Raw genomic sequence first — 23076 nt, forward strand, 5'->3', positions numbered from 1 at the left:
TTAGGCATAAATTTCGAGAAAGTTTTTAAAGATTTGATGGCCATGCTGGCTCAGGATCGATTCAGGATGGAACTGCACGCCTTCGACCGGCAATGTCTTATGTTTTACCCCCATAATTTCTTCCATAGAACCATCGGCTTCATTGGTCCAGCAGGTCACTTCCAGACATTCAGGCAAGGTGGCTTGATCAATCACCAGGGAGTGATAGCGCGTTGCAGGAAATGGCGACGGAAGATTACTGAAAATCCCGGTATCGCTGTGGTACATATCCGACAGACGGCCGTGCATGACACGTTTGGCACGTATGATGTTGCCACCAAATGCCTGACCAATACTCTGATGGCCGAGACAAACGCCCAATAACGGAATTTTTCCAGCAAAATGCTGAATCGCAGGAATCGAAATGCCTGCTTCACTCGGCGAGCATGGGCCGGGGCCAATCACTAAATACTTGGGTTGCCATCGCTCTATATCTTCCAATGTCACGGCATCATTACGGACTACTTTTACTTCTTGATTCAGTTCGCCAAAATATTGAACGATGTTGTAAGTAAAGGAGTCATAGTTGTCGACCATTAAAAGCATGAGCTTAACCTATTGAAATTAATGCACTTAACTGTGCTAAAGTTGTCCAGATCGTACTTTATTTGCGCTTATTGCAAGCACAGGTGTGACACGACTAAATCATTGATTTCATTGTGTGAAAATAAAGCACTATTCATCATAGCAAAAAATAGCCGTATTCGGCGCAACAATTTTGCTCAATTTATTTGCTTTAAAAGCATCTGTATCAACTGGAATAAAATTTTAATCATGATTTAAAGTAATAGACTTACTTAAGGAAACTTTAGAATTTATATTTTTTAGGGAAAAATTGATAAGTTAAAAATAATCAGCAATATTGATCTAAAATCTGTTGAAAAAAGCATCACTTGAATAATAGAAATTTATATAGACTATGGTATAGAAAGTATATTTAAAGAAAATGCATCAAAATATTCACTGAGCAACTGCATGTTGCAGATTTCTGTTTGCCTCAGACCATGAGAAAAGAGTCAATTTTTAGCAACATATGGGTGTTTTTTTAAACAAATACACGAAAAAGTAGCAAATTTTATATAAAAAACTATGTTTTTAATACACTTCTATAGGTGATTGCACTATTTAGGTGCGCTAAAAAATAAAGCCGAAATAAAATAAATGAAGAATGCCTGAATATAGTGCATTTAGTTTCTCAACTAGTATAATAGTCGCAAAGTATTTTTGTCACTTCATGATTTCTTATATAGATTTCAAGATTTTATCTATACTTTGAATAGTTGGTACGGTAATTGCTTAATGACTACCAACTACTAACACGCACGTAACGAGTGCAACAAAAATTCATCGGAGCAAAATGAGCATGGCGAACAAAGTCCTTCAACTCATCCAAGAAAGTGGCGCGAAATGGGTCGATTTCCGTTTTACGGATACTAAAGGTAAAGAGCAACATGTGACTTACCCAGCAGATACAATCGACGAAGATACTTTTGAAGACGGTAAAATGTTCGACGGTTCTTCAATTGCTGGTTGGAAGGGCATCGAAGCATCTGACATGATTTTACGCCCAGATGCAGAAACCGGTTTCATCGACCCGTTCTTTGCCGAGCCTACAGTTGTTGTGACTTGTGATGTGATTGAGCCTTCTACAGGTCAGGGTTATGACCGTGATCCACGGTCGATTGCTCGCCGTGCTGAAGAATACCTAAAATCAACAGGTATTGGTGATACAGCATTCTTTGGCCCAGAACCAGAATTCTTCGTATTTGACGAAGTAAAATGGGAAATCGATATGTCTGGCGCGCGCCATACATTGATCGCTGAAGAAGCTGCCTGGTCAACCAACAATGACTACGAAGGTGGTAACTCTGGTCACCGTCCACGCGTAAAAGGCGGTTACTTCCCGGTTCCTCCAGTTGATTCTTCACATGATATGCGTGCAGATATGTGTGCCAAAATTGAAGACATCATGGGCCCAGGTCGTGTAGAAGTACATCATCATGAAGTTGCATCTTGCCAGTTGGAAATTGGTGTAAGCTTCAACACCATGGTTCGTAAAGCGGACGAAGTTCAACAGTTTAAATATGCGGTTTGGAACGTTGCGCATCAATATGCGAAAACAGCAACCTTTATGCCTAAACCAATGGTTGGCGATAACGGTTCTGGTATGCACGTTCACATGTCGATCTCTAAAGATGGCAAGAACCTGTTTGCTGGTGATGAATATGCAGGCCTTTCAGAAATGGCATTGTACTTCATTGGCGGTATTATCAAACATGCGCGTTCATTGAATGCATTAACCAACCCTTCTACAAACTCGTACAAGCGTCTGGTTCCGCATTTTGAAGCACCGATTATGCTGGCTTACTCAGCGCGTAACCGTTCTGCATCTATCCGTATTCCTTACGTGTCAAGCCCGAAAGGCAAGCGTATTGAAGCTCGCTTCCCAGATCCGATGATGAACCCCTACCTCGGTTTCGCAGCATTGTTGATGGCAGGTATCGACGGTATCCAAAACAAGATTCACCCAGGTGAAGCGGCTGACAAAAACCTGTACGATCTTCCTCCTGAAGAAGAAGCGAAAATCCCGACAGTGGCGCATAGCCTGGATATGGCGCTTGAAGCACTTGAAGCAGATCATGATTACCTGCTGAAAGGTGGCGTGTTCACGAAAGACATGCTTGATGCCTATATCGAACTTAAAACTGAAGAAGTGCGTCGTTTAAACACCACCACTCACCCAGTTGAATTCGAGATGTACTACAGCCTGTAATTCTTTCAAGAATTTCACTGTAAAAAACCCGCGCATGTCGCGGGTTTTTTCTATACTGGGTTAATATAAAGCAAAGAATGTTGAATTAGATTGTTATGGCTAAACCACGTAAAAAACATACCGGATTTTTTCCTTGGAATGATCCTAAAGACCATGCGCAAGGTTTTAAGTTAAATTTTTCTGAAGTTACGTATTTGGAAGTAGGGCGTACCATTGAAGGTTATAAACAAGCACAGTTTGTTGAACTGAAAAATCCTGAATTGGCACTTACATTTGACTACCCAAAAGAGTTTTATTTAAGCGCTGAAGGCTTAATTTTAATTAAAACACCCCAAGGCAAATTTGAAGTGATTGCTAAAGCAGATAACTATTAAACATGACGTATTTTTCTAAAAATCAGCATGCCTTGATGCCTACTATGTCTGCTGAGCTAAAACCATGGCTGTATGCATCAGGTTCTCTGACACAGCAATTGACCGGTTTGGCGCAGGGACAATTTCATGTTGAGCCTATTCAAGAGCATTTTCAGCGTTTAAGCTTCGCCAATGCCAAATGGATGCAGATGTCACATCAGCATACTTCCTGGGTGCGGGAAAGCTATCTCTATGGTTCAGAACAGTCGCCCTGGGTGAAAGCAAAGAGTATTTTTCCAATTTTAAGCCTGCAAAAAAAAGCCCGAATCTTTCAGCATATTGGGACTAAGCCAATTGGCTGGTTCCTGTTTCAACGGACGAATCCACTTTGCCAGCGTCGGGTCATTCTTTTAGAAGAGGGTTGGACGCGTCAGAGCTGCTATACTTGGCACGGCTGTAAATTTATCGTACAAGAAACATTTTTACCGGCATTTGAACACTTTATACAAAATTCAAGGGCTTGACTTTATATGGCAACTGCACAAGCAATAACCTGGCGTGAGCGTCTTGGCGCCTATTATTATCTTTGTCGTTTTGATAAACCGATTGGTACTGAACTGGTCTTTTGGCCAACCTTGTGGGCGTTATGGATTGCTGCTCAGGGGATGCCACGCATTGAAATTTTAATTCCCATGATTTTGGGTGTGATTTTTATGCGGGCGGCGGGTTGTGCCATCAATGATTTTGCTGACCGTAAAGTCGATGCGTATGTGGAGCGTACTAAAAACCGACCACTAGCGACCGGAGTCATCAGCGCCAAAGAAGCGGTGATGGTATTTCTGGTTTTGGTGGCTGCCAGCGCCTGTCTGCTATTTTTCTTGCCGATCGAAACTTTTTACTGGTCATTTGGGGCTTTGCTGTTAGCGTTTATTTATCCTTTTATGAAACGTTATACCCATTTGCCTCAGGTATTTTTGGGTGCAGCATTTTCTTGGGCGATACCCATGGCCTATACCGCTGTTGGGCAAACACCTGATCTGACCTGCTGGTTATTGTATTTTGGTAATCTGGCCTGGACTGTGGCCTACGATACTCAATATGCGATTGCAGACCGTGAATATGATTTAAAGATAGGGGTGAAATCAACCGCAATTCTGTTTGGTCGCTATGATATTCCAATCATTAGCACCTTGCAGGCGAGCAGTATTTTATTGATAGGTGCTGCATTTTGGCTGGAAAATTTATTGATTCCATTTGGCTTGTTAGCACTTTTGCTGGTTGCTGCTGATTTTATTTACCAATGGTTTAAAACTCGCGATAAAAATCCACAGCTATGTTTTTGGGCATTCCGTCATAACCGTTGGATTGGCCTCATTATTTTTGTGGGAATATTGTTTGCTCTAAGATAATTACCGTATGTCGGATAACAACAAAAGCATCCTATAAAGTATGCTTTTTTTATGATTAATTTTGAGTGATCTCGATTAAGAGATAGGGAATAACAATAAAAGGATAGAAATATGCAGAACAGTTATAAGAAATTGATGTTAGGTGTGCTGTGTTCCTCGGTACTATTTTTATCTGCGTGTAACGATGATGATGACGACAATTTTATAGGGTTTAATCCGGTTCGAACTTATGCAGTCGATGAGCAAGTAAAAACAGTGGTCGAACGTCATGATATTTTTACTTATAGAATGGAAGGTGTACAAGGTCGAGAAATTCGTGCGACCACATTGGTATTTACCCCGAAAGGTACTCCACCTGTAGGTGGTTGGCCGATCGTCGTCTGGGCGCATGGTACTACAGGTGCAGCAGATAAATGTGCTCCTTCACGCCTTGCTCTGGATGGGCCTGAAAAGGCCTTGGTTATGGGATTAGTAGAACGTGGTTATGCCGTGATTGCACCGGATTATGAGGGTTTGGGTAATGACAATGTGCCTCATCCATATTTACATCTGGAGAGTGCTGCCAAGTCAATATTGTCAGCGATTAGTGAAGCCCAAAAACAGTATGGTGGACTGCTGGCTAAAGATTGGGGAGTGATTGGTTGGTCTCAGGGTGGTCATGCTGCCTTGGCTGCTGCAGAGTTTTATAAGGCTTTACCAAATAATACCTATCGTGGAGCAGTGGCGATTGCCCCGGCTTCCTATCTTAACGATACCTTAGAAGAGGGACTTTTATTTGCTCAAGATCTGGCTGAGTCAGGGAATGTGGCACAAGCAGTTCCAATTGCTGCGACTTTGTATACGTATGCAGCCATCGTCAGTTCAGGAATTAAGGCAGAAAAAACCAGCTTTAATTACAATCAGGCCTTTGTCAATGCCAAGGTTGATCTGGCCAGGCAGGCTGAAAGTTTATGTTCCCCTGAGCTTGCACAACGTTTTGGTGCAGATATTCAAACGACATTACAAAGTGGTGTGAATTTCTCGCAATACCAAGCGTTGCAGAGAAACTTTCTGAGTGATCCTGATATTATGGATTATCTGATCGATAATCAGCCTGCACAAACTAGACTTGATCGCCCAGTTTATATTTTTCAAGGCACAGCAGATACCACCGTACCTTATACTATTACCGAGATATTATATAAAGATATGCTGGCAGATGGAACTGATGTAGAGTTAATTCCAATACTGAATGCAACGCATGCCACAGTGGTCACTGAAAATATTCCAGCATTACTCAATACGGTAGAAGCGGTCATGAATACCCCAGTGTCTTAATTAAAACAAGAATAATAAATCCATGTTGGCTTGAGGTCGGCGTGGATTTAAATGTTTTTCGGCCTTGAGCTATGACTTTATTTTGTTATATTGAGCAGTGCAATTAAATGACGAAATTAAAGTAGGTTTGTTATGTCTGAGCAGCCGCAGCCCCGCAGTGTTAAAAAGCTGGTAATTTTAGGTGCGCTGGTATTATGTATACCGATATTTTTGGTGAGTATGGCTTTTCTTGCGGTAAATAGTGATGCTAAAAATCAGGAAAAATATAAACAGCAGCAGGCAGAAATGATTGCGCGCATCGAAGCGCGAGAAGCTGCGGAAAAGCTCAAAGCAGAGCAAGATGCAAATTCAACCCAAGCTGCATCCGAAAGCGCAGTAACCTTACCTTAAACTATCTCAAATCTCTTTGCAGTTGTCTGATGCTTGGAATCTGAGTGTATCGAATCACGGTATAGCCTGCTGCAATCAGCATGGCATCCCGTTCAGCATCTTCCTGCTCTTTGCCAATGTGGCTGGGATCATCCAGTTCAATAATGGTCAGTACATTATAGTCACGATCAAGCACCACAAAATCTGTAACTTTACGATTGAACTGATTACGCATGTTCATCTGGTCATGGGTAATCAAGGCGCTAAAGGCAACCTGAGCCAGAATATGATGATGAGGAAAGGCTTCTTTTAGGCGTATAAACATCCTGCTTTCAAAAGCAGTAATCACACGCTTCGGATAGAATTTTTTTTGACGGGTGAACAGATGCGGGAAGAGCAGGCAAACTAACGCAAAAGTTGCCAGGCAGCCAATCACAAAAAATATAAACTGACTCAAATTAAACACAGATCACAAATAGGGACGAATAAAAAAACCCACTTCGCAATGAGTGGGTTTTTTCAGAATCTTGGCTCTCCCACCTGGGCTCGAACCAGGGACCTGCGGATTAACAGTCCGTCGCTCTACCGACTGAGCTATGGGAGAATAGATTGGCTCTCCAACCTGGGCTCGAACCAGGGACCTGCGGATTAACAGTCCGTCGCTCTACCGACTGAGCTATTGGAGAATCTGACAGCGATTATAGAGAGATTTAAAAAGGGGTCAAGGCACTTTTAGAAAAAAGCCGAAGAAATTGAATCAAGTGTTTTAAAAATAGTCGAAAAGGCTTGGAGTTCAAACTGTTATGTTTATGTAAACAGTCGGAGCAGTCAGATTGTTATCAGCCTTAATTTTTATAAGTGATCTGGCTCAGAGAATATAAGGTAGCTAATTGTATATACAGATATCACTACCGATCTCAATTTAAAAAAGCAGATATAAAAAAACCCACTTCGCAATGAGTGGGTTTTTTAGAATTTTGGCTCTTCCACCTGGGTTCGAACCAGGGACCTGCGGATTAACAGTCCGTCGCTCTACCGACTGAGCTATGGAAGAATAGATGGCTCTCCAACCTGGGCTCGAACCAGGGACCTGCGGATTAACAGTCCGTCGCTCTACCGACTGAGCTATTGGAGAATCTGATCGGCATTTTAGGCAGGAAACCCAAGGTCGTCAATCAATTAATGTAAAGAAATGAATTGTTTGCTTTATAAATATTCATTTGGGGCTTAAAAATAAAAAAATCACCCGAAATGGGTGATTTTTTAGCAAAGAAATAAAGAATTATTTCTCAACACCTGCAGGCTGACCTGCATATTTCGCATTTGCATAATCCCAGTTTACTAGGCTTTCCAGGAAAGTAGAGATGTATTTAGGACGTGCATTACGGAAGTCGATGTAATAAGCATGTTCCCAAACGTCAATCGTCAATACTGCAACTTTACCATGCGCCATTGGCGTATCAGCATTTGAAGTTTTCATGATTGACAGTTGACCGTTTACTTGGTCAGCCACTAACCAAGCCCAACCTGAACCGAACTGAGTGGTTGCAGCAGCAGCAAATTCTTCAGCAAATTTTTCGTAAGAACCGAAAGCTTCATCAATTTTTGCAGCCAAAGTGCCCGTTGCTTTACCGCCACCGTTTTTAGCCATACAGTTCCAGTAGAACGTGTGGTTCCAAACTTGGGCAGCGTTATTGAAAACACCTGCTTTAGACGCATCACCAGCAGTTGCTGTAATGATTTCTTCTAGAGTTTTGCCTTCAAGCTCAGTACCAGCGATCAGGTTGTTCAGGTTAACCACATAAGTATTGTGGTGTTTGTCGTGATGGTATTCTAAAGTTTCTTTGCTGATGTGTGGAGCAAGATCTTCGTAGCCATAAGGTAATGCTGGTAAAGTAATGGTTGTCATGTTCTCAATTCCTTGCATTTAGCTGGGTTTTAACAATAAGTGGCTTTATTGTAATAGATAATCGGACAAAATGGGCATTGCGTATAAATAACAATACACAATAAATCCTGAAAATATATAAATAAAGCTCGTGGAAAATGCTGTCAGCGAGAATTAAATCGGATTGTCTAATTCGTAATAAGCATACTCAATATTAAACTGTTCTGAAATCGCTTTGGCCAGGCGCTGTACACCATATTTTTCAGTGGCATGATGGCCACAGGCATAATAATGTACATTCAGTTCCTGAGCTTCATAGAAGGTGCGTTCGCTCACTTCACCAGAAATGTAAGCATCACACTCTTGTAGCGCTGCTTTATGAATATAATCCTGCGCACCACCGGTACAGAAACCGACTTTATGGATTTGAGTTTTGTCCGCAGGAAGATGAATTGCATCAAAGCCAAGTTTTTCTGAAACATGGTTTTTAAAATATTCAGGGCTCATCGGTTGTTTTAAATAGCCAATATTGCCAATCGGATGGCGTTCACTCAGATCCAACTGTTCGATATTTTCCAGTTCTAATAAATCTGCAATCGCCGCATTATTGCCTAAAGTTGGATGACTGTCTAAAGGCAGATGATAGCCAACTAGAGAGATATCATTTTGAATTAAGGCTCTAATCCGTTTACCGCGCATACCAGTGATCGGATAGGCTTCACCTTTCCAGAAATAGCCATGATGAACCAGCAGTAAATCTGCGCCTTGCTCAATTGCCGCTTCGATCGCACTTTGCGAAGCACTCACGGCACACAGGATTTTATTGACCTCAGATTTACCTTCAATCTGCAAGCCATTCGGTGCATAGTCCTTAAATTCACGTGCTGCCAAAGTCTGTTCACACCACTGAATAATATCGTTTAAATTCGCCATAAAATTCCTGTTCGTTTAAAAACTTGCCAATATTTATCTTTATATTTAATTGTAACTAAAGCTGCACAAAACTCTGTGGAATTTTTTGTGTTTAGTTATGTATTTCGCATTACAATAGAACACAAATTACTTAGTCATCAACGAATTAAAATATTTTAGAGGATAACAACGTGCGCCGCACCTTTACATGGTTACCCTGGGTGTTACTGATTTTGGTCATTATCGGTTTTTTGGGGTGGCAACAACTACAAAAACCAAAAGCACCGGTTGCACCAGATGGTGTCAAGATGCCTGCTGAAAAAGTAGAGCCGTTGATTGATACGTCGCGCTCAGGAGGCGTGGTCTCCTATAGTGCTGCGGTAAGAGTGGCAGCGCCGGCTGTAGTCAATATCTTTACCACTCAAAAAGTCAAACAGCAGGCTCATCCTTTGCTGACCGATCCGGTCTTTCGTGAGTTTTTTGGCGATCAGTTGCCTGACCAGTATGGACAAAGTCCGAATGAGAACAGTTTAGGTTCCGGGGTGATTGTACGTCCTGATGGTTATATCCTGACCAATAATCATGTGATTGCACAGGCAGACCAGATTGTGGTGGCATTGCAGGATGGACGACGTGCTGAAGCAAAAGTTGTGGGAATGGATCCAGATACCGATCTGGCAGTGATTAAAATTGAACTGGATCAATTACCCGTGTTGCCTTTTAAATTGAGTGGCAATGAAGTCGGTGACGTCGTTTTGGCCATTGGTAACCCATTTGGTGTGGGTCAAACCGTAACGCAAGGGATTATTTCAGCAACAGGGCGTTCAGATCTGGGCATTAATACCTATGAAGACTTTGTGCAAACCGACGCTGCAATTAACCCGGGAAATTCAGGCGGAGCCTTGATCGATGTCGCAGGTAACCTGATTGGGGTGAATACGGCAATTTTCTCGCAAACTGGTGGTTCACTGGGGATTGGTTTCGCCATTCCAGCCAAAATCTGCCAGCAGGTGATGAATGCTATTCTGAAAGATGGCCGTGTCGTTCGTGGCTGGTTAGGAATCAGTTTATTACCGACAGAACGTGATGATGTACTGCAACCTAAAGAGAAAGGGGTGACTGTCGCAGAAGTGCTGGCAGATGGACCGGCAGCGAAAGCGGGCATCCAGCGTGGCGACAAAATTATGAAAGTGAATGAGGAAGAGATTAGTTCAGCTTCGCATTTGATTAATTTTGTTGCCCTGCAAAAGCCGAATAGTACCATTCAGATTGAAGTAGAGCGTGCTGGAAAAACCATGATGCTGGATGTAGTAGTGACTGAGCGTAAAGCACAAAACAGTTCTTCCCAATATATTCCACTGCCCGGTCAGTAAGTTTCTATTTAAAAAATCCCTCTGCAGAGGGATTTTTTTTGCCTGTTATTTTTTAGTTACCTGATACAAAAATGAAATACGGCTTTTGGTTTAAATCATTTAACTTGATGAAATTACATCAAAAGAGAAAATAAAAAATGACTTTTATGACGGCGGATCAGGCCAAGGTTTTATCAGATGTGGCCAATTTGAATATTGAGGTCTATAAGCCGCGTCTAGCCAAGTTAATTGAAGAAAATGCGAAACAGGGCAATACCGCAGTCATTACTGTATTTCCCAAACATTTGCCTTTGGAAGATATTCGGGCTTTATCAGCCGAGTTGACTGAACTGGGCTATAACGTACGTTTTGAAGTGCTGGAGTTTTATTATAGCTTTAATGTGTACTGGCTCTAGTGTGAATCTTCATTGAACTAAGGCTTATTTTGAGCCACTATTTTACTGGATCTGTCTGATTTGATCTTATGAGTGATCGGGCTGTATGTGATCAAAGACGCGAGTTTTTATAAGTAGGTGCTCAACTCTAAAAAATCCATCAGTTTTATTTTAGAATCATTATTGTAATGTACCGAGAATCTACAACTTCTCGGTACATATTCATTTGACGGATAGGCTGAGATCAGGGTAAGCAACTAAAATCAGCTGAGCTTTATTTAGCCTAAGTAACTTATGAATCATCTGCAAAATTAAATTGTGAGCTTATTTCTAAAACGGCTCAATTTCATCTGCAACCAAATTATTCCTGATTCACCTGATATTCCTGGATCACTTCAAGTGCCGCCCGAAATGCTTCCTGAGTTGCTGGTGCACCGCAATATGGCAGGCTATGGAGTAACACTTCCTGAATTTCCTCAACCGTCGCACCGTTGTTAAGAGCGCCCCGAACATGGCCTTTTAGTTCAGTGGGGCTTTTTTGAGCCGTAAGGAAAGCAATGGTAATTAAAGAACGATATTTACGTGGCAATACACCTTCACGTTGCCAGGTTGAACCCCAGGCATGTTCATTAATCCAGTCTTGTAGAGGCTGGGTAAAAGGCACGGTATTTTCCTGTGCACGTTTGACAAAGCTTTCGCCCATGACATCAGTACGCACTTTCAGGCCATTTTCATAATCTTGTTGTGACATGGTTTACCCTCAATTTTCTTATAGCTCTAGCTTAGTGCTTTTTATGCGAAATACCATCGTGCCATAGTCGTAAAAAAGTGGCTAAAAAGCCACTTGGAAAGGTTCTAAAGTGAAATATTCAACTACATCCCACTTTGGAATTTATGACACCTTTGGTCAAAGTTTGATTTAAGGCGAAGTTGAGTGTGAAGGATCGGTTTGAACAGAAGTATCGGTTCCTGTCGCATCTGCTTTACGAATATGGGGGTTCTCCAGCTCCAATACTTCCTGTAAATGCAGATCAAAGACATCTGTGAGCATGCTGTCATAACGACGTGCATTATAGTGAAGCAGCTTTTCTGCTTCTTCATCATTAATAAAGCCATGTTGCTGTGCATCTGTCACATGCTCGGCAAAGCTTAGACCTTTAAACTGACCTTTGTTTTCAGCTTTTTTAAAGCGATCCCAAAGCTGTTCAATATCCAGTAGTAAAGCGAAAGTCGATTCCATGCGTCCAGTGACATCAGTTTTATGGGTATTATAATAGACATGCTTCTTCAATACCTGACGGAATGCGTTATCTTCCATCATGCTATTTGCAACCTGCTGTTTAAGCTGGTCTGAGGGTTTGTGTACGGGACGGCCAAATGGGAAACATAACAGTTTGATCATGCCTGCTGCTGCACCGGCCGGGAAGTTAGCAAACAGATCATAAAATGCTTCCTGCGCTGTATAGAGTGACTTTTCTATTGCAAGCTGTGCATGCAAACGTTCAGCTTCAGTCTTTTTGCTATGCTCAAAATACTTCAGAATAGAGGAGGCAATAAACAGGTGAGCATGAATATCGGCGAGACGTCCGGACAGCATTTCTTTGCGTTTGATATCGCCTGCCAGTAAACCCAGACACATGTCTGCAGTTAAGGCAAAGTTGGCGCTCAGCCGGTTAATGACCTTGTAATAAGGTCGGGTAAACTCAACCGCACTTTGAGGTGCTGTACTTGAACCACCCGTAAATGCGTAGGCAAAGGAACGGGCGGTACGGTTAAAGGTATATCCCAGATGTTTAAACAATAAATGATCAAAAGGCTTGAGTGCGGCTGCCGGGTCTTCAGCCTGTAAGAGTTGTAATTCTTCATAGAGATAAGGATGGCAACGCATTGAACCCTGACCGAAAATCATCAGGGAACGACTGAGAATATTTGCACCTTCAACGGTAATGGAGACTGGAATCGCCTGATAATAAGGTGCCAGAAAATTACGTGGCCCCATCTGAATGGCGCGGCCACCGACCACATCCATCCCGTGATTCACCACCTTACGCATTCCCTCTGTGGCATAGTATTTGGCAATCGCTGTCATTACAGCAGGCTTGCCGCCCTGATTAAGGCCACAAGTCACCAGATAACGGAAAGCTTCCAGCATATAGGTATCACTGGCAATTTCACTATTGGCTTCCTGAACACCTTCAAACTTGCCGACTGAAATTTTAAATTGTTGACGGATTCGGGAAAAAGCCCCGACATTTAAATAAGTCATTTCTGCCGCAGAAGTAGACAGTGCCGGTAGGGAAATGCCACGACCCACAGCCAGACATTCCATCAGCATGCGCCAGCCCTTACCGGCATTTTTTACGCCACCAATAATCCAGTCCAGAGGAATAAATACATCTTTACCTTCAACTGTACCATTCATGAATGGTGGGCCGGGATTATGACGAGGACCTACTTGGACCCCTTCGTGACTGGCAGGCAGCAGGGCACAGGTAATACCATATTCAGTCTGTTCGCCCAAAAGATGATCCGGGTCATACATTTTAAAGGCCAGACCTACCACTGTTGCAATGGGTGCCAGCGTAATCCAGCGTTTGGAAAAATTCATTCGCAAGCCTAGGACTTCCTGACCTTCAAACTGGCCGTAGCAGACCACGCCAGTATCGGGAATAGCGCCTGCATCAGAGCCCGCTTCCGGACTGGTCAGGCCGAAACAGGGAATTTCTTCACCTCGCGCCAGGCCCGGCAGGTAACGGTTTTTCTGTTCCTCAGTACCATAATGCAGCAATAGTTCACCCGGGCCGAGAGAGTTCGGTACCATGCAACTCACGGCCGTGGTGAGGGAGCGAGAGGAAATCTTGCTCATCACCCGGCTTTGAGCAAAAGAACTAAATGCGCGACCACCATATTCTTTGGGAATAATCAGGCCCAAAAAACCATGCTCCTTAATATATTGCCAGACATGATCAGGCAGCGCTTTCTGCTCGTGAATTTCCCATTCATCCAGCATGCTGCACAAGGTTTCAACTTCATTGTCCAGAAAAGCCTGTTCTTCTAGCGAGAGTTTTGGATAAGGATAGCTATTAAAGGTTTCCCAGTTCGGCGCACCCATAAACAGTTCTTTTTCCCACCAGCTGGTTCCGGAGTCCAGTGCTTCACGCTCTGTCGGACTGATGCTCGGCATGGCATTGGCCAGTGCTTTATAGGCCGGTCTGGAAATAAACGACATGCGCAGAGGGTCGATTATCACCACGAGGCTGATCAGGATGAGTGGGATACCAAGAATCAGTGACCACGGACTAAGAAAGGCACAGACCACTGACACGACCATCAGCACGATTGCACCCGCACTACGCGAGAGCTGAAAATAGAAAACTGCCCATAAACTCAGTAATAGCAGTAGCACAGCGAAAATAAATGACATTGTTATATTTCTCCAGATTTATACAACACCGGCTTTGTCTGGATTTCTCGGATATTTCACCACCGTTCATTCATTTTTAGTCGTTCGAGAATCAGACAGGTTTAGCATTGGATTTGTGAGAATGATCTTTTTAAGTATGGCAACGATATGTTTAAGTCTTGCATCTATTTTGAGGTTGTTGGAAAAATAATCAATCTTCAAGTGAGAACGCGCAAAGAAATGTGAAGATAAGTAATGACTTAATCTTTATCTCAAATAAAAAATGGGGTTTAACGCTCAGTAAAATTTTAATAATGGATATTAAAAAGCCCTCTACTGGAGAGTAATGCTGATCAGTTAAAGAATTTAGAAATAGACTCTTTAACTTTTTAGTCGTTCACGATGGAGTCTTAACTTTTTAAATCAAATATTTGTAAAACATTTGTTACTTTGGTTTTGCCCAAATGAGAAGCGAAACTTCGCAAGGAAGGCATCTTGTGATCCCTCACTGCAAAACTCGTCAGCCACTATCGACTCGTCAATTTGTCATGGAAACCATCATTTTTTTAATCTTGCGGTGCAATACACCTGATGCCTCAAATAGTTGCGGATGACTTTGCTATCTATCAAATATAATACTGAATTTAAAAAAGAAAATGCCAGTCAATTGCTTAACTGACTGGCATTACTCTACTTGAGAGGGCTTTTATTTCATTGGTTTAAACAGGACTAAGCTTCAATGGCCTGAACAGCAATTTTCTTGGCAGGGTCAGTTTTACGACGCACTGCTGGAACCGGTTCGCCGTAGTATTGACGATCGGCAAAGTAGCTTGAACGAACCATGGGTGCTGCCCAGATATTGCGGAAGCCCAGTTTTTGGCCATGTTCGGTATAACGTTCGAATTCTTCAGGGGTCACAAAGCGATCAATCGCTGCATGTTCTTTAGAAGGCTGTAGATACTGACCAATCGTCACATAGTCCACGCCGTGTGCATGCAAATCGTCAAGTAAGGCAAGCACTTCTTCTTCAGTCTCACCAATACCGACCATCAGGCCACATTTGGTTGGAATATCCGGGCAATATTCTTTAAACATTTTTAACAGGTTTAAAGAGTGCTGATAATCAGAACCTGGACGCATCGCCTTATATAAACGCGGCACTGTTTCAATATTATGATTAAACACATCGGGTGGACATTCGGTCATGATGCGCAGTGCAATATCCATACGGCCACGGAAGTCCGGTACCAGAATTTCAAGTAAAGTTTTTGGACTTAAAGCACGTGCTTCTTTAATACAATCGACAAAATGCTGCGCACCACCATCGAGTAAGTCATCACGGTCTACAGAGGTAATCACGGCATATTTCAACCCAAGATTAGCAATGGTTTCGGCCATGTGGCGCGGTTCATCTGCATCCAATGCATTTGGTCGACCATGTGCTACATCGCAAAATGGACAGCGACGGGTACAGATATCACCCATAATCATAAAGGTTGCGGTACCGCCACCAAAACATTCAGGCAGGTTTGGACAGGCTGCCTCTTCACAGACAGTATGTAGTTTTTGCTCGCGAAGCGTTGTTTTAATCCGTTGTACTTCTTCCGGCGCTGCCATCTTTACGCGAATCCAGTCCGGCTTACGTGGTGTTTCAACCGTAGGGATCACTTTTACAGGAATACGAGCGACTTTCTCTGCGCCACGAAGTTTGACACCCTGTTCAGGTTTACGGTTTTCAGACATATTCAACTTTTCCACTGTTTTTGAAGGGGGAGATGATCAAAGATAGCGCGTTTATTATAACGAACTTAGCTATAAATAGGGCAAAAAGGGGTATTCATTTAAAAAATGTTCTCATCAACCAATATATGTGAGTTAAATACACAAAATCAACAGGATTTACGTCATAATAAGCAGGTAGATTAAAGTGAATTTTTTAATTTTGAGGAGCGTTGAATGCCACGTAAAAAAGAGGTCGTTAGTGGGACTTTCGTTAAATATGATGCGGTAGTTCTAGGTTCGGGCCCTGCGGGCGAAGGCGCGGCAATGAAACTTGCCAAATCTGGTAAGCGTGTTGCAATCGTTGAGATGCGTGAACAGCTAGGTGGTAACTGTACCCATGTAGGTACTATTCCAAGTAAAGCATTGCGTCAAACGGTATCCAGTATTATCCGTTATCAACGTGATCCACTGTTTCAGAAAGTTGGGGACTGGAAACAGTTCACCATGAAGCAAGTATTGCGTCATGCGCATAAAGTGATTCAACAACAAGTAGATACACATTCACGGTTCTATGACCGTAACAAGATCGATATCTATCATGGTCGAGCCTATGTTCAGGATCAAAATACTATTTTTGTATTTAGTCCAGACGGCATTAAAGAAACCTTGATGTTTAAGCAACTGGTCATTGCCAGCGGTTCACGTCCGTATCGCCCAGAAATTCTTGATTTTAATCATCCACGGGTATTTGATTCAGATAAAATTCTGGATCTGGACTTTTCTATCCAGAAAATCATCATTTATGGCGCAGGTGTAATTGGCTGTGAATATGCATCGATTTTCATTGGTCTTGGGCATAAAGTTGATTTGATCAATACCCAGCACAAACTGTTAAGTTATCTGGATGATGAAATTTCCGATGCGCTGTCTTATCATTTGCGTGAACAAGGTGTGCTGATTCGTCACAATGAACAGATCGACTTTTTAGAAACATTTGATGATCATGTGGTGATGCACACGCAAAGCGGCAAAAAAATTAAAGCCGATGCAATTTTGTGGTGTAACGGCCGTTCAGGTAATACCGATGGTTTAGGGCTGGAAAATGTTGGCCTGAAACCAAACAGCCGTGGTCAGTTGACGGTAAATGATCAATACCAGACTGAAGTTGAAAATATTTATGCTGCCGGTGATGTAATCGGTTGGCCGTCGCTTGCATCTGCTGCTTATGACCAAGGTCGTTGCGCGGGTGCCAATATGAGCGGTGAGCCAGACGTTGCCCCCGTTACTGATATTCCAACCGGAATTTATACCATTCCCGAGATTTCTTCGATTGGTAAAACTGAGCAGCAGTTGACTGAAGAAAAAATTCCGTATGAAGTCGGTCAGGCCTCGTTCCGTCATTTGGCGCGTGCGCAAATTACCGGTGACACTATGGGCGAATTAAAGATTTTGTTCCATCGTGAAACGCTGGAAGTTTTGGGTGTACATTGCTTCGGTAATAATGCATCTGAAATTATCCACATTGGTCAGGCGGTGATGAACAGTCCAAACAATACGATCAAGTATTTTGTGGAAACCACGTTTAACTATCCGACCATGGCGGAAGCCTACCGTGTAGCGACACTCAATGGTATGAATCGTTTATTCTAAGCGAGATGTTTGCCTTGGATTTAAAAAACCCGTAAGTGAAGGCTTGCGGGTTTTTTGTTTTAAATGCTTTAAATCAGCTAGAAGATGAAGCATTGACCAATTCAATTCGGATGAAGATAAAGTTGATTAACTTGGTTTTTAAGCAGCCATTTTTCGGCATTCTTCTGCACAACGGCGACAGGCTTCTGCACATTGCTGACAATGTTCATGTTGGTGCTGACTGCATTCCTCTGCGCAATAATCACAAGCCTTGGCACACAGCTCGCAGATTTCCTGCATAAAAGGCGATTGCTTCTGCTCCATACGCGCGCAGAGCTGACAAATATCGGCACAATCCAGACAACGCTGGATGCATTCACGCATCATTTCTACATGTTCTTCTTTTAAGCAGGCAGCTGCACAAGCAGTACAGGTGAGGGAGCAGCTCATACAGGTTTGAACACAATCTGACAAATGACTGGTATTCATCTTTTTCTCCTTAAGGCGATAAACATATTCATGACTGAATACGCTAAGCAGAAAAAGGAAAACACACTAGGTTAATTAGGTGAGAAAAAGTAAAGAATAACTTGGTTATGTAAAAGGATATACGAAAGAATCTTATATTCATCAAGCTTGAAAAATAAAATTCACTCGAGCAGAACTGGCAATATCCCAAAAATAAAACACCATTGAGGTGGTTAGTTCCTCAATGGTGAAAGTGTATACCTCGCTGATCTAATTATTCTGGAAGGCTGGATCGTCCTTTTTTTATTATGATGTTTCTCATTAATACAGGCGACTACCGGCAAGACTGATCCGTTTGAGTAAATGGTGCTGATCGGCTGGAAAAGGACGACTGGAATGTAAAGTCTCGGAATTTTCTTGTTCATGAGCATCTAAGAAAATTGCCGATTGAAACAAAATTAAAAAATAATGATCGAAAGTTTATAAATAACCTTGTATTTTTATTATTCTATTGATTATGAATCATTTAAGGTATTGTGCTGTGAATTGTGTTTATTTAGCTGAGTAAATTTCAGCAGTTTAATGCGCACAAAAGGCCTGATTAAAGTATTCAAACAGCTGCGGTGTCTGGATCCATAATGCCACCGACAGAGCAAATAAAAGCAAGAGCGCCACAGCAATCGAGATTTTGAGTATGAGCATAGAATCAGTCATGCACAATTTGCTCCTCATTGACCCAGAAATGTACCAATACGCCAAAAATGCTTAAGGCAATCGACAGCATCCAGACAGCATTATAATTACCACTCAAGTCATGATTGACTCCACCAAGATAACCACCGAAAAACGAGCCGACCTGATGGGTAAAAAACACGATACCGCTGAGCATGGTCAGGTATTTCACCCCGAACATATTCGCCACAATGCCGTTGGTGAGCGGAACGGTCGATAGCCAGAGTAATCCCATAATGACACCAAAGGCATAGACTGTCCATGTGCTCAGTGGCAGCATGAGAAAGGCAGTAATTGCGATCCCGCGTAAGCCATAGAGACCCATCAACAAATGCGGTTTGGAATATTTACCCCCGAGCCAGCCTGCAGTATAGGTGCCGACCACATTAAATAGACCCACCAATGCCAGAAAAATAGTCCCTGTGGTGGCATTAAAACCGTGATCAATCAGATAACCCGGCAGGTGAATGCCAATAAATACCACCTGGAAACCGCAGACAAAAAAGCCCATAGACAGAAACCAGAAGGGTTTATGATTTTTCACCACCAGCAGAATCTGTTTAAAACTGAGGGACACTTTATTGGGTGTAGATGCTGCATTTGGATGAATATACATTGGTGCTTTCAGCATCCAGGCCAGTGGTACAATCAGGGCAATCAAAATCGCACTGACCACCAATGCTCCTGACCAACCGACATTCTGTAACAGCAACAGGGTCGAAGGCAGCATGATAAACTGGCCAAAAGATCCGGCCGCACTGGCAATACCCATCGCCAGACTGCGTTTTTCTGGTGGTGCAGCACGTCCTACAGCAGACAGTAAAACCGGAAAAGATGTTGCAGACAGGGCCAGACCTAAAATCAGGCCCACACTCAGATTTAACAGCAGTCCAGTAGAACTGACCGCCATGAGTAGCAAGCCCACGGCATAGAGTGCCCCACCTAAGGCAACGACAATCTTGCTGCCATATTTATCTGCGAAGGCTCCAGTAATGGGTTGTACTGCTCCCCAGATCAGGTTTTGCATGGCAATCGCCAAGCTAAAAACATTATGTCCCCAACCAAATTCATCACTCATCGGCACCAGATAAAGACCAAATGCATGACGTACGCCCAATGACAATGCCAGAATGATAGCGGAGCCAATCAGCATAAAAATAAGCGCTTTGGAAAATGGAGTATCGGACATAGGGCAGGCAGGCAGATAAAGTCAGCGCTTATAGTATTCGATTCAGGTAAAGGAGGCGATAAAATAAAAATTGATCGAAAGATAAATTTTTTTTATCAATATTTTAAGCCTAAAAAAACGGCCGAAGCCGTTTTTCTGAAACCTGATATTGAACTTAGAAACGCATGCCAATACCGGCATAGGCCAGAATCGGATTAATCTCAATATCTGCCTTGGAACGAATCAGTTCACCCAACGTACTATCAGTGACGGTAATGGTTGTATCATTTTTCAGATGTGCGTAGGAGACTGAGCCGACCGCAAACCAGGTATCATTAAAGTCATAACTGAAGCCAACCGTAGCGACAGGGGCAAAGACATCTGAGGCTTCAAGTTTTACTTTAGGATCGGCTTCACTTAGCTTACCTTCAAGGGAAGCACCAGCATTGCCTTGTTTAATATTGGCAATCATATGTCCAGCAGCAATCAGGTCCTGCTCGGTACGCGAGTTGATTTCCAGTTCATTAAAATAGGCATACATCACACCTAAGCCGACATAAGGACGAAATTTATTCACTCCGGTTTTACCAAAGTGATACTGGAATTCAACGGCAGGTGTCCAGGCACGGGCCGAGGCAGCAGGGCCATAGGCTTCCAAGTCTGTAATCAGAAGATCATTGGCCAATTCAAGGTTGCCTAAGGCACCCCCCAGGGGGGTTGCGATGGCCGAAAATGGGGCATAGATTTTACCACTGCCTTGTAAATCCACTTTGGGTGGAATACCAGCTTTCACTTCAAAGGAAATATGATCAGTAAAATAGTAATTGGTCATGATGCCTAAAGTCGTGACATCATCGGCTTCCAGACCAGTCCCTGGATTATTCCATTGCTCTAAACCTTGAATGGTGGCTTGCCCACTGAGGGGAGCCGAGATTTCGGGTAGGTTTAAAGCTAAATCGAGTAAAGGCGGGATTTTATAACCTTCACGAATATTGTCGCGTACAGTACTTGACTTGACTGCCCCGACATCACTTACTTCACCATTTTTGACCGCAGTATTGACTGCAAAAGCTTGGGCCTTACCTTGTGGCATCACATGTAGTGCACCCACAGACACAGAAAAGCGTTTAAAGCCATCTCCATCCTGTAGACTAAAATAAGGCGAATCTGCGTGGGCGACCATAGGTAAAGTGACAAGGCCTGCCATACATGCCAGCATTGTTTTCATTGATTTGGAACTCCATGTCCAGTGTATTTATTCGTTTTTCTAGTTCACTAATTATGTGAACTTCATTAAAAAATTCAGTTATAGAACAATAGATCAAAGGTTAACCATCGGTTAAGATTGGTAGCTTTTGTGTGTTTTTTGTATTCAAGGTTTGAGCTGTTAACAAAGAAACATCTGTAAAATAAGTCTTTTAAAATGTAGACAGTTAGTTTAAGTAGAGAAAAATCTGGTTTTTATCTCAGCAAAATTTTGATTTTTTAAGTCCTCAATATAGGTTTTTGTTCCTGAATGAGGCCGATTTTTGCAGCAAGTCGTTTAGGAATGAATTGATTTTTTGCTTTCCGTGCTTGAGCTCCAAATAGCACTAACAGAATTTATCCAAGATCCTGCTACCCAGTTGCTTGAGTTTTTTTGTACAATAGGCGCATATATTATTGAGTGAATCATATGAGCACCCAAACACCTCCCAAAAAAAAGCCTCTGGTTAATTTACCTTTCCCGATCAAACAAGCGGAGCAAAATGCTGCGGAAGAAGTTCTGGAAGATTTAAGACCAAGACCGCAGCGTTATGCTGACCGTACCTGGATGCCGCCACGCGGTACGCGTCGTTCAATGGGTAAACGTTAATTGGTCGAACTCAAAAAGCTATGATGAGTCATGGCTTTTTTTGTGTAAATTTTTAGATATTCAGCAATTAATATTTCATCTATTTCCTTATTTCTCGAGCAGATAAAACCCTGGCCAGATTTTTCTCATTTCTCATTTCTCATTTCTCATTTCTCATTTGCATGATCTTGATCGAATACATGCAGCATCTCAAAAAGCTCATCGCTAAGCAGAATAAAATAATTAGTTGATCTATTGATCTTGCATATCTTATGTCCATAAAAAAAGCCAATTCAGAAATTGGCTTTTAGAGAGATAAGTTATTAGCGAATGCTTTTACGTGCTTTATTTTCCGGTTTTGGTGGGGCAATTTCTCGCTGTTCTTGCCAGACATCAATAAAGTCTTTTTCATTAATATTATACAGCTCAAGTAGCGCTAAAATTACACCCCCAAACAGCATGGCACCTTCCGAATGACTCTGAAAATCGACCAGTTTGGTATTTAGATTATGCAGGATATCTTCAATTTCGAAGACCCGTTCCCGCCCATTGCTGTCGGTCGGATAGATCTGGGTATTTAAAATAATCCTCGCCAGACTTTTTTCATTTTCGGTCAATGGCAATTCTTCAATCAGCTCATCAGTCGCAGGATTTAAAATGACTGAATCGCGAAAAATCGTATGTAGGAAGTTTGCGCTTAATTTGGGTAGAGGCTTTTCCACAAAAGGGCGGAAAGATTGCGGGAAAATGACATTGCGTGAAATGCCTTTAAACATCGGTGCAATTTCTTCGACTTTATAACCTGCGATCCCGCATCCTAAAGACGTAATAAAATATTTATTTTTAGAATGGTTTTTGGTGTAAATCTTGAAGTCATCAATATAGTGCTGGATTTGTGACAACGGCATTTGCTGCAAATGCTCGTTCATGGTGGGAATCGCATAGCTTTGACCCGACCAGCCACGACCGACGCCCATCACTGCACCAAAATGCTCAAGCGCTGTTCTTGCTGCACCTGCACCATGCTGTCCCGCCAGATTGCTGCCAAAAACAAACACGGTATTTTCCGGAAGGGATTTAACAATACTTTCATCGTGATAGTGGTAAGTCATAATTGTCTATTCGAGGCCATCCTGATCTTCATGTTGCCTTTGATCGGGGTTGGGGTCAAGTAAAAAGCAGGGATGGCCTGAATGTTGAAAGACTGACTAAATATGAGAATTCTCAACATATTTCTCGACTGTCATCATCTGTTGGATTTCGGTATTTTGGCTATGGAATCTGCTCCGGAAAGTCTGAAATCTGCTAAAATT

At 42.4% G+C, this 23076-nt stretch carries 22 protein-coding genes, 4 tRNA genes and 1 pseudogene; 10 read left to right on the plus strand and 17 right to left on the minus strand.

The window, feature by feature from the left end; genetic code table 11:
• Positions 1-585: an aminodeoxychorismate/anthranilate synthase component II gene (locus tag FTV29_RS05220; RefSeq protein ID WP_100355236.1), complete on the minus strand. Its 585-nt coding sequence runs from the start codon at positions 583-585 to the stop codon at positions 1-3.
• An 811-nt stretch (positions 586-1396) separates the two neighbouring features.
• Here FTV29_RS05220 and glnA point away from each other — a divergent pair.
• From glnA to FTV29_RS05250, 6 genes are all read left to right on the plus strand, one after another.
• Positions 1397-2812 (plus strand): type I glutamate--ammonia ligase, encoded by a 1416-nt coding sequence (gene glnA, locus FTV29_RS05225; RefSeq protein WP_171063330.1) that lies wholly within the window; start codon positions 1397-1399, stop codon positions 2810-2812.
• 95 nt (positions 2813-2907) lie between these two features.
• Complete coding sequence (locus FTV29_RS05230; protein ID WP_100328765.1) at positions 2908-3186, plus strand: hypothetical protein; 279 nt, start codon at positions 2908-2910, stop codon at positions 3184-3186.
• Between the two features lie 35 nt (positions 3187-3221).
• Positions 3222-3689 (plus strand): chorismate lyase, encoded by a 468-nt coding sequence (locus FTV29_RS05235; protein WP_034609065.1) that lies wholly within the window; start codon positions 3222-3224, stop codon positions 3687-3689.
• A 6-nt stretch (positions 3690-3695) separates the two neighbouring features.
• Positions 3696-4574, plus strand: coding sequence for a 4-hydroxybenzoate octaprenyltransferase (gene ubiA / locus FTV29_RS05240; protein ID WP_159138017.1), 879 nt, complete (start codon positions 3696-3698; stop codon positions 4572-4574).
• A gap of 111 nt (positions 4575-4685) precedes the next feature.
• On the plus strand, positions 4686-5891 hold the full coding sequence (locus tag FTV29_RS05245; RefSeq protein ID WP_005171797.1) for a S9 family peptidase: 1206 nt from the start codon (positions 4686-4688) through the stop codon (positions 5889-5891).
• Positions 5892-6023: 132 nt separating this feature from the next.
• Positions 6024-6281, plus strand: a complete 258-nt coding sequence (locus FTV29_RS05250; protein WP_005171794.1) for a hypothetical protein — start codon at positions 6024-6026, stop codon at positions 6279-6281.
• 1 nt (position 6282) lies between these two features.
• On the opposite strand, the gene FTV29_RS05255 is transcribed toward FTV29_RS05250, so the two are convergent.
• The 7 genes from FTV29_RS05255 to FTV29_RS05285 all read right to left on the minus strand — a co-directional run bounded on the left by FTV29_RS05255 (position 6283) and on the right by FTV29_RS05285 (position 9081).
• Entirely contained in the window at positions 6283-6726 is a 444-nt protein-coding gene (locus tag FTV29_RS05255) for a DUF2726 domain-containing protein (protein WP_034608591.1), read from the minus strand.
• Between the two features lie 62 nt (positions 6727-6788).
• Positions 6789-6864: transfer RNA gene (locus FTV29_RS05260), tRNA-Asn, on the minus strand.
• Positions 6865-6870: 6 nt separating this feature from the next.
• A tRNA-Asn gene (locus tag FTV29_RS05265) sits at positions 6871-6946 on the minus strand.
• A 292-nt stretch (positions 6947-7238) separates the two neighbouring features.
• A tRNA-Asn gene (locus FTV29_RS05270) sits at positions 7239-7314 on the minus strand.
• A gap of 5 nt (positions 7315-7319) precedes the next feature.
• Positions 7320-7395 (minus strand) — tRNA-Asn (locus FTV29_RS05275).
• 147 nt (positions 7396-7542) lie between these two features.
• Positions 7543-8169 (minus strand): superoxide dismutase, encoded by a 627-nt coding sequence (locus FTV29_RS05280; RefSeq protein WP_159138016.1) that lies wholly within the window; start codon positions 8167-8169, stop codon positions 7543-7545.
• Positions 8170-8322: 153 nt separating this feature from the next.
• The gene (locus tag FTV29_RS05285) at positions 8323-9081 is read right to left on the minus strand and encodes a Nif3-like dinuclear metal center hexameric protein (protein ID WP_159138015.1); all 759 of its coding nucleotides are present in this window, start codon (positions 9079-9081) and stop codon (positions 8323-8325) included.
• Positions 9082-9251: 170 nt separating this feature from the next.
• On the opposite strand from FTV29_RS05285, the gene FTV29_RS05290 reads away from it, so the two are divergent.
• Both FTV29_RS05290 and FTV29_RS05295 read left to right on the plus strand, forming a co-directional pair.
• A complete protein-coding gene (locus FTV29_RS05290) occupies positions 9252-10433 on the plus strand; it encodes a trypsin-like peptidase domain-containing protein (protein WP_005096426.1) in 1182 nt (393 codons plus the stop codon).
• A 137-nt stretch (positions 10434-10570) separates the two neighbouring features.
• Complete coding sequence (locus FTV29_RS05295; RefSeq protein ID WP_005096427.1) at positions 10571-10828, plus strand: hypothetical protein; 258 nt, start codon at positions 10571-10573, stop codon at positions 10826-10828.
• A 340-nt stretch (positions 10829-11168) separates the two neighbouring features.
• On the opposite strand, the gene FTV29_RS05300 is transcribed toward FTV29_RS05295, so the two are convergent.
• The 3 genes from FTV29_RS05300 to lipA form a co-directional block, all read right to left on the minus strand.
• Entirely contained in the window at positions 11169-11558 is a 390-nt protein-coding gene (locus FTV29_RS05300) for a carboxymuconolactone decarboxylase family protein (protein ID WP_100357211.1), read from the minus strand.
• A gap of 168 nt (positions 11559-11726) precedes the next feature.
• On the minus strand, positions 11727-14231 hold the full coding sequence (locus tag FTV29_RS05305) for an acyl-CoA dehydrogenase (protein ID WP_159138014.1): 2505 nt from the start codon (positions 14229-14231) through the stop codon (positions 11727-11729).
• 708 nt (positions 14232-14939) lie between these two features.
• Positions 14940-15953, minus strand: a complete 1014-nt coding sequence (gene lipA / locus FTV29_RS05310) for a lipoyl synthase (protein WP_005096430.1) — start codon at positions 15951-15953, stop codon at positions 14940-14942.
• Between the two features lie 213 nt (positions 15954-16166).
• On the opposite strand from lipA, the gene sthA reads away from it, so the two are divergent.
• Complete coding sequence (gene sthA, locus FTV29_RS05315) at positions 16167-17582, plus strand: Si-specific NAD(P)(+) transhydrogenase (RefSeq protein ID WP_005096431.1); 1416 nt, start codon at positions 16167-16169, stop codon at positions 17580-17582.
• A 138-nt stretch (positions 17583-17720) separates the two neighbouring features.
• Here sthA and FTV29_RS05320 read toward each other — a convergent pair whose 3' ends face one another.
• The 5 genes and pseudogenes from FTV29_RS05320 to FTV29_RS05330 form a co-directional block, all read right to left on the minus strand.
• Positions 17721-18050 carry a four-helix bundle copper-binding protein gene (locus FTV29_RS05320; protein ID WP_100534368.1) on the minus strand — a complete coding sequence of 110 codons (330 nt, stop codon included), beginning with the start codon at positions 18048-18050 and terminating at the stop codon, positions 17721-17723.
• 300 nt (positions 18051-18350) lie between these two features.
• Positions 18351-18446: pseudogene (locus tag FTV29_RS15280) on the minus strand (TauD/TfdA family dioxygenase); the annotation flags it as partial.
• A gap of 162 nt (positions 18447-18608) precedes the next feature.
• The gene (locus FTV29_RS15105; protein ID WP_005096435.1) at positions 18609-18743 is read right to left on the minus strand and encodes a hypothetical protein; all 135 of its coding nucleotides are present in this window, start codon (positions 18741-18743) and stop codon (positions 18609-18611) included.
• A complete protein-coding gene (locus FTV29_RS05325; protein WP_100357208.1) occupies positions 18736-19950 on the minus strand; it encodes an MFS transporter in 1215 nt (404 codons plus the stop codon). The genes FTV29_RS15105 and FTV29_RS05325 overlap by 8 nt, the downstream gene beginning before the upstream one ends.
• A gap of 154 nt (positions 19951-20104) precedes the next feature.
• Positions 20105-21157: an OmpW family protein gene (locus FTV29_RS05330; protein ID WP_159138013.1), complete on the minus strand. Its 1053-nt coding sequence runs from the start codon at positions 21155-21157 to the stop codon at positions 20105-20107.
• A gap of 447 nt (positions 21158-21604) precedes the next feature.
• Here FTV29_RS05330 and FTV29_RS05335 point away from each other — a divergent pair, with 447 nt between their 5' ends.
• Positions 21605-21784, plus strand: a complete 180-nt coding sequence (locus FTV29_RS05335) for a hypothetical protein (RefSeq protein ID WP_004646507.1) — start codon at positions 21605-21607, stop codon at positions 21782-21784.
• A gap of 302 nt (positions 21785-22086) precedes the next feature.
• On the opposite strand, the gene FTV29_RS05340 is transcribed toward FTV29_RS05335, so the two are convergent.
• Entirely contained in the window at positions 22087-22875 is a 789-nt protein-coding gene (locus FTV29_RS05340) for a hypothetical protein (RefSeq protein WP_005171774.1), read from the minus strand.
• Positions 22876-23076 lie beyond the last annotated feature (201 nt).

The organism is Acinetobacter sp. YH12254 (assembly GCF_013417415.1).
In the GTDB taxonomy this organism is placed as follows: Bacteria; Pseudomonadota; Gammaproteobacteria; order Pseudomonadales; family Moraxellaceae; genus Acinetobacter; species Acinetobacter pseudolwoffii.